This is a genomic window from Winogradskyella psychrotolerans, assembly GCF_018860545.1.
Classification (GTDB): Bacteria; Bacteroidota; Bacteroidia; order Flavobacteriales; family Flavobacteriaceae; genus Winogradskyella; species Winogradskyella psychrotolerans_A.
The window spans coordinates 56,659-72,070 of record NZ_JAHKPN010000010.1 but is presented as its reverse complement, the minus strand read 5'-3'; the positions used below and the strand labels follow the sequence as shown (position 1 = coordinate 72,070).

Sequence of the window (15,412 nt, the reverse complement as noted above, 5' to 3'; positions counted from 1 at the left end):
CTAATGTATCTGTGAGTAACGTCTGAAAGGATAAAGGTAGATAAGGAATGGATATTTTATTCATTTATAATTTAACTTATTATGGCTGTTTTAGACCAATTAACATCGCAACAAGCGATAGATTTAGAAAACAAATATGGTGCGCACAATTACCATCCACTACCAGTAGTATTGAGTAGAGGAGAAGGTGTATATGTTTGGGATGTAGAAGGTAAGAAATATTATGATTTCCTTTCGGCATACTCTGCGGTAAATCAAGGGCATTGTCATCCTGAAATTGTTGCAGCGATGACTGTTCAGGCACAAACGTTAACTTTAACATCTAGAGCATTTTATAACGATATGCTTGGGAAGTATGAGCGATATGCTTCAGAATTATTTAATTTCGATAAGCTTTTACCAATGAATACAGGGGCAGAAGCTGTAGAAACGGCTTTAAAAATCTGTAGAAAATGGGCTTATGAGGTTAAAGGTATCGATGAAAACGAAGCCGAAATCATAGTATGTGAAAATAACTTTCACGGAAGAACAACAACAATTATTTCATTTAGCAACGATCCTGTAGCACGTAAAAACTTTGGACCTTATACTAATGGTTTTATAAAAATAGATTATGATAATTTAGAAGCTTTAGAACAAACTCTTAGTAATAATAAGAATGTTGCTGGCTTTTTGGTAGAACCAATTCAGGGTGAAGCCGGAGTTTATGTGCCAACAGAAGGGTATTTGTCAAAAGCGAAAGCTTTGTGTGAAAAATACAATGTATTATTCATTGCTGATGAAGTACAAACCGGAATTGCAAGAACAGGTAAGATGCTCGCTGTAGATCATGAAAACGTAAAACCAGATATCTTAATCTTGGGGAAAGCATTAAGTGGTGGCGCATATCCTGTGTCTGCTGTCTTAGCTGATAATGCCATTATGAATGTTATTCAACCAGGAAATCACGGAAGTACTTTTGGAGGAAATCCAATTGCAGCTGCCGTAGCTATAGCGGCTCTAGAGGTGGTAAGAAAGGAGGACTTAGCAAAAAATGCAGAAGTATTAGGGCAACTATTTAGATCAGAATTATCTAAATTTATTGAAACGAGTCCGATTGTAAATTCAGTAAGAGGAAAAGGGTTGTTAAATGCCATTTTAATCAACGATTCTGAAGATAGTGATACCGCTTGGAATATCTGTTTAAGATTAAGAGACAACGGTTTGTTAGCCAAGCCTACACACGGAAATATTATTCGTTTTGCACCACCTTTAGTAATGACTAAAGACCAATTATTAGATTGTGTGTCTATTATTACAAAGACCTTAAAAGAATTTGAATAACAGAATTTATATCTCATAAAAAAAGCGATTTTCTTAATTGAAAATCGCTTTTTTATTTATAAAAGATAGGACTATTGTGCCATCATTTCTTGCATTTTTTCTTGCATTAATTCTTGGTTTTGCAAAGTCTCCCATCCAAAATAAGAAATAATCCAAAGGATATAAGCAACCATCAATACACTAAGTACTACACCTATAATTCCCATTATTTTACCAGCTTTTACATTTCCAAAACCTGAATAATTTTCAGGGGCTTCCATGTATACTTTTGTGGCTTTACCACCAAGTATAATTGCTACGATTCCGAATATTAATCCAGGAACACCGTAACAACAGCAACCGATAATTGATAAGATTCCCATGACTAGTACTAAGGTTCCATTAGGGATTTGTTGTTTTTCCATTGTGTTAGTTATTTTAGTTGATTAAAAAGGTTTTTATGATAAAACTTATTACAATAATACTAATATTTAATATAAAAAGCCCTAAAATTATTTTATGACCTTTTTTAAATTGGAATTTAAGATGCAATAAAAGGAAGGAAAACATTAAAATAAGCGAATATATAGCAGGATACATAAAAAATGCTCCAACTAAATCACCTTTTAAAATTAGAGAAATTGAGCGCTGCATACCACAACCCATGCAATCTATATTAAACGTTTGCTTCCATAAACAGGGAAGCATATAATCATCAAGTCCTTCTATAAGTATTAGCATTTTGCTAAATTAACAATTTGCTAAAAACTATGGTAATTGCTTTTACTATTTTTCTAAACCTTATTTTTGTATTTGTTTTAATTATTGAATAATGGATATATCTAGACTCATAAATTTTATTTGTATTGTTGTTGGTGGTGTCATCGCTTTTTATGCGCAAGCACAGGAAGAGCAAAATACGTATATTTTAATCGGTGGTATTATGTTGCTTGTGTTTGGTATTTATAGAACGTCTAGAAATATACCGAGCAAATTTGATAAAGAAGAAGAATCTTTTATAAAAACAGAGAAAGAAGATGAAGTTTAAAGTTGGTGATACGGTTGAAACTATTGATGATGCCATTTCTGGAATTGTAACAAAAATTTCTGAAACCACAATTACGGTTGAAGATGTTCATGGTTTCGATTTTCAATTTGAAGCCAATGAATTGATGTTAACGGCTTCTGGAAATAGTTTAGAAAGTGCTGTTTACAATACCGATTTTGAAGCTGTAAAACGAGAGAAGCAAAGCAAAAAACGAAAATCGGCACCAACAGTAAAACCAAAAGAACGTCACGCTCCAAAATTTGAAGTCGATTTGCATATACACCATTTAACAAAATCGTCTAAAGGCATGTCTAATTATGATATGCTAAATCTTCAAATGGATACGGCAAGAGGACAATTAGAATTTGCTATGCGTAAACGTATACCTAAAATTGTATTTATACATGGAGTAGGCGAAGGAGTATTACGACAAGAATTAGAAACGCTTTTTAGTCGTTACAATAATGTAACATTCTATGATGCCGATTATAAAACCTATGGTTTAGGTGCCACTGAGGTTAGAATACTTCAAAATGTAGAACCTTAATAACTTTAATAGTCATCAGGATCAAAGTCCGTTATGGTAGTGGTTAATGTCCCAAAATCAATTTCTGTTGATCTAAAAATCGTTAAATCAGTATCTTTAATTATAAAATTGGTGGTTACCGTCCTTGTGTATGCATTCTCAAACGCATCGTAATCATCAAATTCATATGCGGTATCTTCTGCGGAGTTGAGATATAAAAGTACCAATACACCATTAACAGTAACACGGTCATCATTAGGGCCATTTTCGCCATTGGCATCTTCTAAGCGTGTAGGAATTAAATCTCCATCATCATCGGGATCTAAATAATCAGGAAGATCATCACTGTTTGTTGGATGGTTTGCATCAGTATTTAAAGGATTCGTTAAAGGATCATCATCTCCGTCTTCATCCAATTCGTCAAGTTCATTTTCTGTTAATACATTATCTCCATCATCATCGATATCTAAATAATCGGGTATGCCATCGTTATCTGTGTCTTGAGGATCGTCAATACCTCCAGGACCATATTCTGAAATACTTGGCACTCCATCATTATCGTCATCTACGATAGTAGAGGTGATGTAGACATCTCCAGAGCCAGCTTCGTAATCATCAATTATCGTTAAATCATACGGAGTAATTATAGCACACATATCGTCTTCATCTAACTCTCTATTATACGTTCTATAAATAAAACGCACGTCATCTTCGTCAATTGTTAATTCTTCAGGAACATCTACAGTAGTTGCAGATGTAAATAAAGCATCATTTGTAGTGGACTTAGGGAAAATTAAAATAAGGGCTTCATTCGGGTCCTCACGTGTATCATAAACAAGATGATATTCTTCAAAATTCTCACAATAGTCTAAATCTTCATCAAAATCTAAATCTACAGTTAAGATATCACCATCATCACAGGTGGTTAAAAAAGCAAAACAAAAGAGAATTAAAAAACGACGGATCATAGATACAATTTTTAACAAAAATAACGGATTTGTAAAATTATAACGCTCCATTATCTAAATAATTTTATTTAGGATATTTTTGCACCTAGAAAAGTGCATGTTCAAAATGTTTTCATTTATGGAAAAGATGATAGCGCAATGCATAAGTACAAAAAACAAGACTACATTTACACCTATGAATTCAGTATATTTAGATAACGCAGCAACTACAGCTTTACGACCCGAAGTTATTGATCGTATGACTCAGGTGCTTAAAGAAAGTTACGGAAATGCGTCTTCTACTCACAGTTTCGGACGTGCATCTAAGGCGTTGTTAGAACAATGTAGAAAAAATATAGCGGCTCACTTTAATGTTTCGGCCTCAGAAATAGTGTTTACCTCTGGTGGTACAGAAGCTGATAACTTAGCATTACGAAGTGCTGTTAGAGATTTAGGCGTTACAGAAATCATTACCTCTAAAATTGAACATCATGCGGTTTTACATACCGTTGAACAGCTAGCAAAGGAGTACAATGTAACGATCCAGTATGTCGATTTAGATGAGTGTGGTTTAATAAATTACTCCCATTTAGAAGAATTACTACAATCTGCCAACCATCCGCTAGTAAGCCTAATGCATATTAATAACGAAGTAGGTAATATTTTGGATATTAAAAAAGTAGCTCATCTATGTAAAGCCTATAATGCAATGTTTCATTCTGATATGGTGCAGTCTGTTGGACATTACAACATCAATTTAAAGGAAATTCCTATAGATTTTATGGCAGCAAGTGCCCATAAGTTTCATGGACCAAAAGGTGTTGGGTTTTGTTTTATACGAAAAGAATCGGGTTTAAAACCGTTGATTTTTGGAGGGGAACAAGAACGCGGTTATAGAGCGGGAACAGAAGCTATACATAATATTGTAGGAATGGATGAAGCTTTGAAGCTAGCGTACGCTAATCTAGATGATGATAAGACCTACGTTTCCGAATTAAAAGATTATTTCATTCAGCAAATAAAAACACATTTATCTCATGCGAGTTTTAATGGTGGATGTGAAGATGCGATAAACAGCACCTATACATTGGTTAATGTCTGCTTGCCAATTGCACCAGCAAAAGCACCAATGTTACAATTTCAACTCGATTTAAAAGGGATTGCATGCTCTAGAGGTAGTGCTTGCCAAAGTGGAAGTAGTCAGCTATCTCATGTGTTATCTGCTTTTTTAAGTTTAGATAAACTAAAACAGCCATCAGTTCGTTTTTCGTTTAGTATGTATAATACCAAAGAAGAATTGGACTATGTCGTTAGTGTTTTAAAGGAATTTGTAATTGGAGTTAGTTCTTAATAATTACTTTTTGAGACTTTGATTTTGTGTTTGTTTGAGTTGAAACATTTACAACATAAACACCATCACTTAATTGCAACGTAGAGATCTCGTACTCGCTCTCAATAGTATCAACATTAGATTGAAATATACGTTTACCAGAAACATCAAAAATCTCAATAGTTTTAATATCTAAGCTATTTGGATTTTGTACCGTCAGTTGATGTTTGCCATTGTCCTGAAAAATATTTAACGATGTATCATCGAATTCATAAATGCCTAAAGTACTTTCTGTTGTAAATACGATTTCAAAACGATCCGTGTAGCTTCCTGGCTCAATATTTAATTCATAATCTAAGTTTCTTAAATTAGTATAGGAATCATTGACATTATCATGAATATAAATGCCTTGTGTTTCACCGAAATTCTGAATGTCAAATATTCTAAAGCGTAAGGGCTGTTGTTGTTCAATATCAATAGTAATTGGAATACCGAGAGCGTCTTCAAAAGCAAATGCTTGTCCAGAATATACTTTTTCATCTAAAGAGAAATAGGCATCTGAACTGTAGCTTTCTGAACGTATGAGTTCTAAACCATAATCAAATCCGGGGGTCGCAGAATCATGAAAATTTAAAACCAATTGTCTTGTGTATTGAGATGCGTCATCACTAAAGTCGACATTAATTCTAAAGCGTTTATAATCTTCTGGTATTATAGGAAGTCCATTATCTTGGTATTGTATGCCTATTGGTTCATTCGTTTCAGAAGTATTAGAATCGTTTGTAGTACTCCTAAAAAAGTAACTATCACCATCAGATTCTTTTGCAAACGCACGATGTGAATTCCTAGTGTACACTGCAGCTGGTGCTTCTGGTGTGCCAGCGATACCTTCAACCATAAAGCCTTGCCCAACGGGTATGTAGCGTACCGCTTGTTTTGATCCTGAGCCTCCAGGTCCAGGAGGTAAAGAAAATACGTTGTCTTGTTCATCGTATGTAAAGAAAACAGCAGGAGTGTTAGTGATAATTCCACCAAATTCATCTATTGTAAATAAAGAGTACCCACCAATATAATCTTGTAAGACATGAGAGGCTACATTACCATCTTGTTCCCAATATTGTAGTGTACCATTAATAGATGCTTGGTTGGCTGGATCATGAATAAACGCAGCGGAATCCATAGCACTTGGATACGGATTACCAATTAAAGTGTTTAAGCCATTAGCAACATCATTTGTAATAGTACCATTGTTTGGCTTGCCTCTAAAGTCATACAATTGGCTACCTGTTGAACCCGTTCCATTTCCTTTCATGGTAAAGCCAAGTCCAGGTTTAATATTTCCTGTAGCTCCAACAAAAACCCAATCGAGGTATTGATCTGATATTTGATATGTCCATAACCAACGTTGAGCTATCGATAATGGACTAGCACTGCCGTCGTAACCTCCTGCAAATAATGCATCTACGCTAGATGTTAATCCTGTAGCATCATCAATTAAATTAACGCGTGCATCTTCATTTCCAAAAGCGGCTGAATTATTACCAACAGGCGAACACCAATAATTATAACTCCATTGGTTTACTGTTCCTGTTTGATAGACACTCAATTGACCAAGACCAGAATTACCAGTGGTTCCATTACCTTGAAGAAGCTGAGCTTCCTCTCTTAGATATATTTTAGAATCAGCATCATCAATATTAACATCGTCTGTAACATAGACATATTGGTTTTTTACAAAGACATAAGCGTCATTTTGAACACTAAGTTGCGCGAATGAAATACTACAACAAATTAGTAGTAATGAAGAGAGAAGGAGTTTCATAAGTCTTAAATTTTGAACTAAAGTATTCAGGGTAAGTTACTCAAAATAATTTAGCTGCTCAAAATTAGTTATTTATAATAATGTTTTCTTGCTGAATTCATCCAAAAACACACTCATTTCATTCTAAACAAGACAATAATCTAAAAACGTGCAGACAATCTTACATTAAATACACGTGGTGTTAAATAATTAGGAATTGCATATTGTTGCTTGCTATACACATCTCTAACCCAAGTATTGGTAATAGAGTTTTGGTTGTTAAACATATTATAGATCTCAAAACCAATAGCAAGTTCTTTAAAGGACGTTTTCCATTTAGAATTGTATGTTTTTTCAGGATTAACAAGTTGGTATGAAATTCCTAAATCGGCACGTCTATAATCACGCAATCGCAATTGGTAATTATAAGGATCGGCGTAACTTGGTGAACCACCAGGAACACCAGTATTGTAAACCAGGTTTAAATACATTTTTAAATCTGGCATATTAGGCACATAATCTTGAAATAATGCACCAAATTTTAAACGCTGATCGGTTGGTCTCGCAATATAACCACGGTCATCTATATTTTCTTCGGTTTTTAAATAGCCGAAACTAAACCAAGATTCTGTGCCAGGGACAAATTCACCGTTTAGTCTTAAATCTAGGCCGTAAGCATAGGCTTTAGCATTATTGTCAGCACTGTATCGAATTCTTACGTTTTCTATTGTATAAGGGTTTACATCAGTCATCCCTTTATAATAAGCTTCAGTCACTAATTTGAATGGACGATCCCAGATTTCAAAACTATATTCATTACCTAAAACGATATGAAAGGATTGTTGTGCTTTTACATCTGGCTGAACAACGCCTTCTGAATCTCTTAATTCTCTATAAAATGGAGGTTGGTAATATAAACCAGTAGCCACTCTAAATAACATATCTTTTTCCCAATTAGGCTTAATAGCAAATTGCGCTCTTGGACTAATTACAGTTTGTGTTTTACTATCTGAAATACCATCTCCACCAACGGTCCAAGTATGTGATCTTAATCCTGCGTTATAAAATACCTCACTGCCGTTCCAATCTGTACGTTTACTGTATTGGGCAAAAGCTTGAAGTCTATTTATTTGTACACGATTGGTCGCTCTCGTATTTTCATATGCCGCTAATGGTCCAGAAAAAGGAGCGTACGGCTGAGGATTAGTTTGACTTAAAAGAGGAGGTCTAATTGAAAAACCTGCAGAATCTATAACTTCATATTCAACTAAGCGATCTCTAATATCTTCGTGAGTGTATTTAACAGACCATTCTACAGTACTTTCCTCATCAATTTTATAATCGCCTCTGTGCTCAGCGTTAATAATGAATGCATCTAAATCGTTCCGAGCATGTGTTAATTGAGAACCGATTCCTTCACTAAATTCTACTTCTCCTAAATTTTCGTCTCCAATATTGGTGTTCACTTCACCTAAACGGTATTGTGCTAAAATGTCGAAATATTCTTGTTCGGTGGTGTGATATGCAGAAGCAACAAGTTTAAGCGTTAAGTCATCCGTAGCAAAATAATTGGCTTTAAACGCACCAAAGTAGGTTTGGTATTGGTCTTTTTCTTGCCCATCATAATACACTAAAAGCGCAACAGGATCATCTATAGTACCAAAGTTAGTTTGTCTGTTTTCGGGTTGAAAATTGTATTTGTTTGAAGAAATATTTCCTAAAAAGTTTAAATGAAATTTACTCGAAAAGCGATAGGTTAAATAGGTTTGTGCATCTGCAAAAACAGGTTCTACATTACCATCCGTTTCAAGACTATTCAATAATAAACTGTTGTCTCTATATCGTACTCCTGCAATTCCTGAAAATTTACCATCTTTTGAAACCGTTTCGACAGTAAGACTTCCTCCAAGTAAACTTAAATCAGCACGTATTCCAAAATCAACAGGATTTCTATAAGTGATATCTAAAACCGACGATAATTTATCTCCATATTTCGCTTGAAAGCCACCAGCTGAAAAATCGACATTATGAACCATATCGGTATTCACAAAACTTAAACCTTCTTGATTACCCGAACGAATTAAAAACGGTCTATACACTTCAATTTCGTTAACATAGACTAAGTTTTCGTCAAAATTTCCACCTCTAACGGAATATTGTGTACTTAATTCATTAGAAATATTAACTCCCGGTAGGGTTTTCAAAATGTTTTCTACGCCCGGTTGTGCACCTTTAATAGTCCGTATCATTTGCGGTGAAATAGAAGTTACTCCGTCCACCGATTGTCTGGTGTTGGTATTAATAACAACGGTTGCAATTTGTTCAACTTCAATAAGCATTACTGGGTTGTATTCTATTTCCTGGCCGTTTTTAAGGACAAATTTTTGTTCTACACGCTTATGAGAAACGTGTGTAAATATTACTGTGACTTCTTCTCCATAAGGGATTTTGAGTTCGTAAAACCCGTTGCTGTTGGTCGCTGTACCTTCGCCTGTACTTGTGGTGATATTGACTCCTTCAATAGGGAAATTGCCTTCGTCTAAAATGACACCTCTAATAATAGCGGATTGAGCAAAAGAAAGCCCACCAATAAGCAAGCTAAAAATGAGGATAAAATGTAAGCGTTTCAAATGGTATATTTTTTCTTAGTTAGGTTGAAATTTTATTTTTAGAATTCAGTTTCATTACTACCTAAAAGTTAATTTCAATGCTTAATATTTGAGCGCAACTATAAGCGTTTGTGTTCTTTAATTCTAAAAGTGCAAGCGGTTTAAATACTTGTTTATCTATTTTCTAAAAAACGTTGCTTCAAATGTAGAACTATTTCCCACATTATCTGTTACAATTATTTTTAATTCGTTCTTGGTATCTTTAACGATGTTATCGTTAAAATCGTGTATTAAAGTTTTCGTTTTATAATCGTACTCCATTAAAATCCACTTGCCATTAACTGTAGCTCTATACTTACTGATCCCTGTTAATTTATCATCAACCTTAAGTTTTAGATAACGATAATTGCTAATCCATTTTTTATCATGGAAGTTCGTTGGAGTTATCGTTGGTGGTTCTGTATCAGTAGATAACGCATAAGTTCCTAAAGCTTTGGTTTTGGCTGTTAAGATATCACCTTTACGAGAAGTCGATACATAATAAGGTTTCCAATAATTTCCATAATATCTAGCAACATAAAGTTTGTCTTGATGCTCAGCTTTATAGTTGCTTAAGTCGTAATTAATATAGAAGTTTTTCTGCATGGCTATGTTGTCATCACCTAAAAAAAGCGTGTCAGAACCTACTTTGAAATCTATATAAGCATCATCATACAAAGTGTTTTGATAAAAGTCTACTGTGAAATTCCCTGAGCTCAATGTTGTGGTTTTGTCACTACTAACGAATGATTTTGTAGAAACATCCATTAGGCTATCTTTCGTAATGGTTTCAAATTTTCCATGTATAGGTATAACTACCCAAGACTCATTTTCATGATAATCTCGTATTCTCATTTTATAAACAGAAGAGGTACTATCTTTTATGGCCACATAACCATTATCATAAGCATCTTTATAAATGCTTAAAGGATTATTTTTCTCAATAAAAAGTTTTTGGATTTTCGCTTTCTTGCTAATAAAATACTCGTAATCTAATAGTCTTTTTATGTGTCTAGTTTCATCAAAACTAATGCGTTTAAAATCGATTTCTAAGCTTTTATTCCCATTAAAAAATGTTTGAATATTGCTCACACCATTATTATTTGGAGCTAAATCTTGTTTATCAAAAGAAATGACACCAAAACCGACATTACCGTAGGCTGTAATTTCTTCGACAGCATAATCTCCAGTTTTTTGAGGGATTAATCGCAAAGGAACGCGCTCGTTTTTACCATTAATGGTTGCATTTTCATCTTTAGGATAAGCGAAAACACCTGAAACATAGGGACGTTTAGAGTCTTTAACCTCCATACCAAAAAGCAATGGATTCATCGGTCGTTCTTGGTTGTCTCTTATTTCAAAATGTAAATGTGGTCCACCAGAGCTACCGGTATTTCCAGAGAACGCAATCACTTCGTCTGGTTGAATAAGTAATTCTTCAGAATGAGGAAAGACCTCGACTTCAAAACTTTCTTTATCGTATTGGCATTGCTTAATATAAGCTTCTAAACGTTTAGAGAATTTCTGAAGATGCCCATAAACCGTCGTGTAACCGTTGGGATGCGTAATGTAAATGGCTTTTCCGTAGCCAAAATGAGAAATTTTAATTCTACTGATGTAACCTGCAGCAGCAGCATAGACCTTTAAGCCTTGCCTTTGTTGTGTTTTAATATCCAATCCACCATGAAAATGGGTAGAGCGTAATTCGCCAAACGTACCAGCAAGTACTATGGAAATATCTAAAGGATTTCTAAAATAATCTTGAGGGTATTCTGATTGCCCATAAATAGAACACGATATTAGAAAAAAGAGAAAAAAATGTTTCATAAAATCAACTATTATAGCGAAAATATCAATTTGAGAACGATTTGCAAATTATAAAATCGTATTATTTTTATTAACGCTTTAAATCACTTGAACTTATAATATTAAAAAATAAATGTAAAACAATTGTATTTTTTCATTAGGTATGTTAACTTTGTTTCAATAGTATTGAATTGCTTTAATGAGTAAAATAGAAGACATTGTTGATGCACTTGAGAATAAAATCAGTAAGATTTTACATAAGCAGGAGGTTTTAAAACAAACCAACGCTAAACTCTCAGAACAATTAGAACAACAGCAACAAAGACTTTTAGAGCAGCAAGATGAAATTTCTACTTGGGTAGAAAAACATGATACACTCAAAATGGCGAATTCAATGCTTGGTAGTGACGAAAATAAACGAGAAACGAAACTCAAAATAAATGCACTTATTAGAGATATTGACCATTGTATTGGGCAATTATCAGAATAATAATGTAAATTTAGATTATAATGTCAGAACAATTAAAAATTAAACTTTCTATTGCTAATAGAGTTTATCCGTTAACGATAAATCCGAGTCAGGAAGAAGGTTTACGAAAAGCCACAAAAAAAATTGAGGCTATGATTGGACAATTTGAGCAGAATTACTCTGTAAGAGATAAGCAAGATGTATTAGCGATGTGCGCTTTACAATTTGCAGCTCAAGTAGAGCAAAAGTCAATAGATAAAGAGTATGTGAATGATGAAGTACAGGAAAAGCTAGTCGCTTTAAATGAACTTTTAAACCAGCATATTTAACTCGTACGTTCTTTAAAATAATTAAGGTTACTGCCTACATTAGTTACATTTTTTGATAAACTCAACGATCAATTCTTTAAAAAGGGTGAGTTTAAGTTGTAAAATCGTGCTGTTAGTGCTGAACTTGTTTCAGTATCTTAGACAGATTTTTGATCAGCTTGTTAGCCCTAAACTTGTTTTAAGGAGTTTATACAAAACCGATAACTGATGTAGGCTTTTTTTATACACTAAAACTAAATAACAAACATGGACACTAACACAATTTTATATATTGTTGGAGGAGTAATAGTAGGAGTAATACTAGGATATATAATCGCTAAAGCTTTAGAAAAAGGAAAGGCTTCAAAACTAATTGCTAGTGCAGAAATCGAATCGAAATCTATTTTAAAACAAGCTAAAGCAGATGGGGAATCGATAAAAAAAGATAAAATACTTCAGGCTAAAGAAAAATTTATTGAGTTAAAATCAGAACATGAAAAAGTGATTTTATCTCGCGATAAAAAAATGGCGGAAGCTGAAAAGCGCATTAGAGATAAAGAATCTCATGTTTCTAATGAACTTAGTAAGTCTAAAAAGCTTAATCAATCTTTAGAAGCTAAAACTAAAGATTACGATTTTAGACTCGAATTCCTTGATAAAAAACAAGAGGAAATTGAAAAAGCGCACAAGAATCAGGTGAAACAATTAGAAGTTATTTCGTCGTTATCAGCAGAAGAGGCGAAAAGTCAATTGGTAGAATCGCTTAAAGAAGAAGCCAAAACAGATGCGATGGCTTTTATACAAAATCATGTAGAAGAAGCGAAGTTAACGGCACAACAAGAAGCTAAGAAGATTATTATTAACACCATTCAGCGTATTGGAACAGAAGAGGCAGTCGATAACTGTGTGTCTGTATTTAATATCGAATCTGATGATGTTAAAGGTCGAATTATCGGTAGAGAAGGCCGAAATATTAGAGCCATTGAAGCTGCTACCGGAGTTGAGATTATTGTAGATGATACTCCAGAGGCGATTATCTTATCTTGTTTTGACTCTGTTAGACGTGAAATTGCACGTTTATCATTACACAAATTAGTAACGGATGGTAGAATACATCCGGCACGAATTGAAGAGATCGTTAAGAAAACCGAAAAACAAATTGAACAAGAAATCATTGAAGTCGGTAAACGTACGGTTATCGATTTAGGAATTCATGGATTGCATCCAGAATTAATAAAAATGGTAGGTCGTATGAAATACCGTTCGTCTTACGGACAAAACTTATTACAACACTCGCGTGAAGTTGCTAAACTTTGTGGTGTAATGGCTGCCGAATTAGGCTTAAATCCAAAATTAGCGAAACGTGCTGGTTTATTACATGATATTGGAAAAGTACCATCTTCTGAAACTGATGTAGAAACTCCTCACGCGATCTTGGGAATGCAATGGGCAGAAAAGCATGGTGAAAAACCAGAAGTTTGTAATGCTATTGGAGCACACCACGATGAAATAGAGATGACGACATTATTAGCTCCAATTATTCAAGTATGTGATGCGATTTCAGGTGCTAGACCAGGAGCAAGACGTCAGGTATTAGATTCATATATACAACGATTAAAAGATTTAGAAGATGTAGCCTTTGGGTTTACAGGTGTAAAGAAAGCCTACGCGATACAAGCTGGTAGAGAATTGCGAGTTATAGTAGAAAGCGAAAAAGTAACGGATGAGAAAGCCGCAGGTTTATCGTTTGAGATTTCACAAAAGATACAAACCGATATGACCTACCCAGGACAGGTGAAAGTGACTGTTATTAGAGAAACTAGAGCAGTGAATATTGCTAAATAGTAAGAATTATAGAATAATAAAAAAATCCGGTTTATACCGGATTTTTTTATGCCTTTTTTTTAATTATCTACAGCAACAAATTGATGTTTTATGGAAGATAAAAATGACTCTATTGATTCACAATTACGAGCGTAATACCAGCAAATTTATGTATTAAAGATTTCGACTGAAAAAGCAATACTTAGCTTTAGTCTGCCACCAATGTTTTGTGCTTTTTGAATGTTAGAATGAAGGCTGTACCTTCGTTAAGTTTGCTTTCTAGTTCAATTTCACCATCTAACGCTTCAACTTGTGTTTTGGTAATATAGAGACCAATACCTCTAGAGTCTTTACGGTCTGTACCATGAAATGTTTGGTACATATCGAATAATTGATCTTTAAATTTGGTAGTGTCTATACCAATACCATTATCTGAAATCATAATTTTTATGGTGTCTTTGGTGTGAATGGACTGAATAATGATTTGAGATTTTTTATTAGGATCCGCATATTTTATACCGTTTGAAATAATATTATAAAACACGCTTTCTAAATAAGAGCGATTGGAGAATAAAGTTTCGTCTTGTCTTAGAGCATTATGGATTGTAACCTCGTTTTTAGTGCTGTCTAAAGTTAAACTCTCCGTTATTTTATTAACACAATGATGTAAATTGATGTGTTCATTAAACTGGTTGAGATTGGCTTTAGATTTTATGCTAATTATGTCATCTAAATCAACGATAGTAGTTGTTAAGGATTCCGAAATTGATTTCAGATGCCCAATAAGTTCTTCTTTTTCAGATTCATTATTAGCGTCGTCATAAAATTCTAGAATATTTTTGAAGTTACCAATATGTGTTTTTAAATTATGAGAGACAATGTGTGTGAAATTTTGAAGCCTTTTATTCTCACTGCTCATCACCTGAAGCGTCTTTGTTATAAGGTCCTTTCGCTTTCTTATATTCGTAATATCAATAATAGTTCCGATAGCTTTTGTAGGTTCGTTACTGGTATTTTTTTCTATAACCTTTCCTTTTGCCAATATCCATTTATAACTCCCATCTTTACATAAAACCCGATATTCATGCTCATATAGTTCGGCTTCCCCAACTAAATGTGCGTTTATTCTAGACGTGTAATCTTCAAAATCGTCTGGGTGAACACGCTCCCTCCAAGCTTGAGGTGTGCTTTTTAATTCATTACCAGAAAAATTGATAATGTTTTTAAATTCTTCGGAATAATACGTTTTATTTTTTTTGATATCCCATTCCCATAGCCCTACATTGGAAATTTCTAAAGCAATTTCGTGCTTTCTATCGTCGTTAAAATGATCTAAAGATTTTTTATTTTTATACTTAATTGAGTTGTAGTTGATTAGATTTATTCCAGACAATTTCATAGGC

14 protein-coding genes and 1 other RNA gene are annotated in these 15,412 nt (G+C 33.9%); 8 read left to right on the top strand and 7 right to left on the bottom strand.

Going from position 1 to position 15,412, the window contains the following annotated elements:
• Window positions 1-81 precede the first annotated feature (81 nt).
• A complete protein-coding gene (rocD, locus tag KO515_RS03350) occupies window positions 82-1,323 on the top strand; it encodes an ornithine--oxo-acid transaminase (protein WP_215934969.1) in 1,242 nt (413 codons plus the stop codon).
• 71 nt (window positions 1,324-1,394) lie between these two features.
• Here rocD and KO515_RS03345 read toward each other — a convergent pair whose 3' ends face one another.
• A complete protein-coding gene (locus KO515_RS03345; protein ID WP_215934968.1) occupies window positions 1,395-1,727 on the bottom strand; it encodes a CCC motif membrane protein in 333 nt (110 codons plus the stop codon).
• Between the two features lie 13 nt (window positions 1,728-1,740).
• Window positions 1,741-2,010: a DUF2752 domain-containing protein gene (locus KO515_RS03340; RefSeq protein WP_354668263.1), complete on the bottom strand. Its 270-nt coding sequence runs from the start codon at window positions 2,008-2,010 to the stop codon at window positions 1,741-1,743.
• Between the two features lie 124 nt (window positions 2,011-2,134).
• Between KO515_RS03340 and KO515_RS03335 the strand changes: the two genes are divergently transcribed.
• Window positions 2,135-2,350 carry a hypothetical protein gene (locus KO515_RS03335; RefSeq protein WP_215934966.1) on the top strand — a complete coding sequence of 72 codons (216 nt, stop codon included), beginning with the start codon at window positions 2,135-2,137 and terminating at the stop codon, window positions 2,348-2,350.
• Complete coding sequence (locus tag KO515_RS03330) at window positions 2,340-2,897, top strand: Smr/MutS family protein (protein WP_215934965.1); 558 nt, start codon at window positions 2,340-2,342, stop codon at window positions 2,895-2,897. Before KO515_RS03335 ends, KO515_RS03330 begins: the two co-directional genes overlap by 11 nt.
• Before the next feature lie 5 nt (window positions 2,898-2,902).
• Here KO515_RS03330 and KO515_RS03325 read toward each other — a convergent pair whose 3' ends face one another.
• The gene (locus KO515_RS03325; RefSeq protein ID WP_215934964.1) at window positions 2,903-3,895 is read right to left on the bottom strand and encodes a hypothetical protein; all 993 of its coding nucleotides are present in this window, start codon (window positions 3,893-3,895) and stop codon (window positions 2,903-2,905) included.
• Window positions 3,896-4,019: 124 nt separating this feature from the next.
• Between KO515_RS03325 and KO515_RS03320 the strand changes: the two genes are divergently transcribed.
• Window positions 4,020-5,174: a cysteine desulfurase family protein gene (locus KO515_RS03320; RefSeq protein WP_215934986.1), complete on the top strand. Its 1,155-nt coding sequence runs from the start codon at window positions 4,020-4,022 to the stop codon at window positions 5,172-5,174.
• On the opposite strand, the gene KO515_RS03315 is transcribed toward KO515_RS03320, so the two are convergent.
• The 3 genes from KO515_RS03315 to KO515_RS03305 all read right to left on the bottom strand — a co-directional run bounded on the left by KO515_RS03315 (window position 5,164) and on the right by KO515_RS03305 (window position 11,429).
• Window positions 5,164-6,975, bottom strand: a complete 1,812-nt coding sequence (locus KO515_RS03315; RefSeq protein ID WP_215934963.1) for a T9SS type A sorting domain-containing protein — start codon at window positions 6,973-6,975, stop codon at window positions 5,164-5,166. The genes KO515_RS03320 and KO515_RS03315 overlap by 11 nt on opposite strands.
• Before the next feature lie 140 nt (window positions 6,976-7,115).
• Window positions 7,116-9,584 carry a TonB-dependent receptor gene (locus tag KO515_RS03310; RefSeq protein WP_215934962.1) on the bottom strand — a complete coding sequence of 823 codons (2,469 nt, stop codon included), beginning with the start codon at window positions 9,582-9,584 and terminating at the stop codon, window positions 7,116-7,118.
• Between the two features lie 156 nt (window positions 9,585-9,740).
• Window positions 9,741-11,429 carry a M23 family metallopeptidase gene (locus KO515_RS03305; RefSeq protein ID WP_215934961.1) on the bottom strand — a complete coding sequence of 563 codons (1,689 nt, stop codon included), beginning with the start codon at window positions 11,427-11,429 and terminating at the stop codon, window positions 9,741-9,743.
• 178 nt (window positions 11,430-11,607) lie between these two features.
• On the opposite strand from KO515_RS03305, the gene KO515_RS03300 reads away from it, so the two are divergent.
• The 4 genes from KO515_RS03300 to rny all read left to right on the top strand — a co-directional run bounded on the left by KO515_RS03300 (window position 11,608) and on the right by rny (window position 14,030).
• On the top strand, window positions 11,608-11,898 hold the full coding sequence (locus KO515_RS03300; RefSeq protein WP_178984992.1) for a hypothetical protein: 291 nt from the start codon (window positions 11,608-11,610) through the stop codon (window positions 11,896-11,898).
• Between the two features lie 20 nt (window positions 11,899-11,918).
• Window positions 11,919-12,206 carry a cell division protein ZapA gene (locus tag KO515_RS03295; RefSeq protein WP_215934960.1) on the top strand — a complete coding sequence of 96 codons (288 nt, stop codon included), beginning with the start codon at window positions 11,919-11,921 and terminating at the stop codon, window positions 12,204-12,206.
• Window positions 12,207-12,265: 59 nt separating this feature from the next.
• Window positions 12,266-12,395, top strand: a non-coding RNA gene (gene ssrS, locus KO515_RS03290) — 6S RNA.
• A 57-nt stretch (window positions 12,396-12,452) separates the two neighbouring features.
• Window positions 12,453-14,030 (top strand): ribonuclease Y, encoded by a 1,578-nt coding sequence (gene rny / locus KO515_RS03285; protein WP_215934959.1) that lies wholly within the window; start codon window positions 12,453-12,455, stop codon window positions 14,028-14,030.
• Between the two features lie 187 nt (window positions 14,031-14,217).
• On the opposite strand, the gene KO515_RS03280 is transcribed toward rny, so the two are convergent.
• On the bottom strand, window positions 14,218-15,408 hold the full coding sequence (locus KO515_RS03280) for a sensor histidine kinase (protein WP_215934958.1): 1,191 nt from the start codon (window positions 15,406-15,408) through the stop codon (window positions 14,218-14,220).
• Window positions 15,409-15,412: the final 4 nt, after the last annotated feature.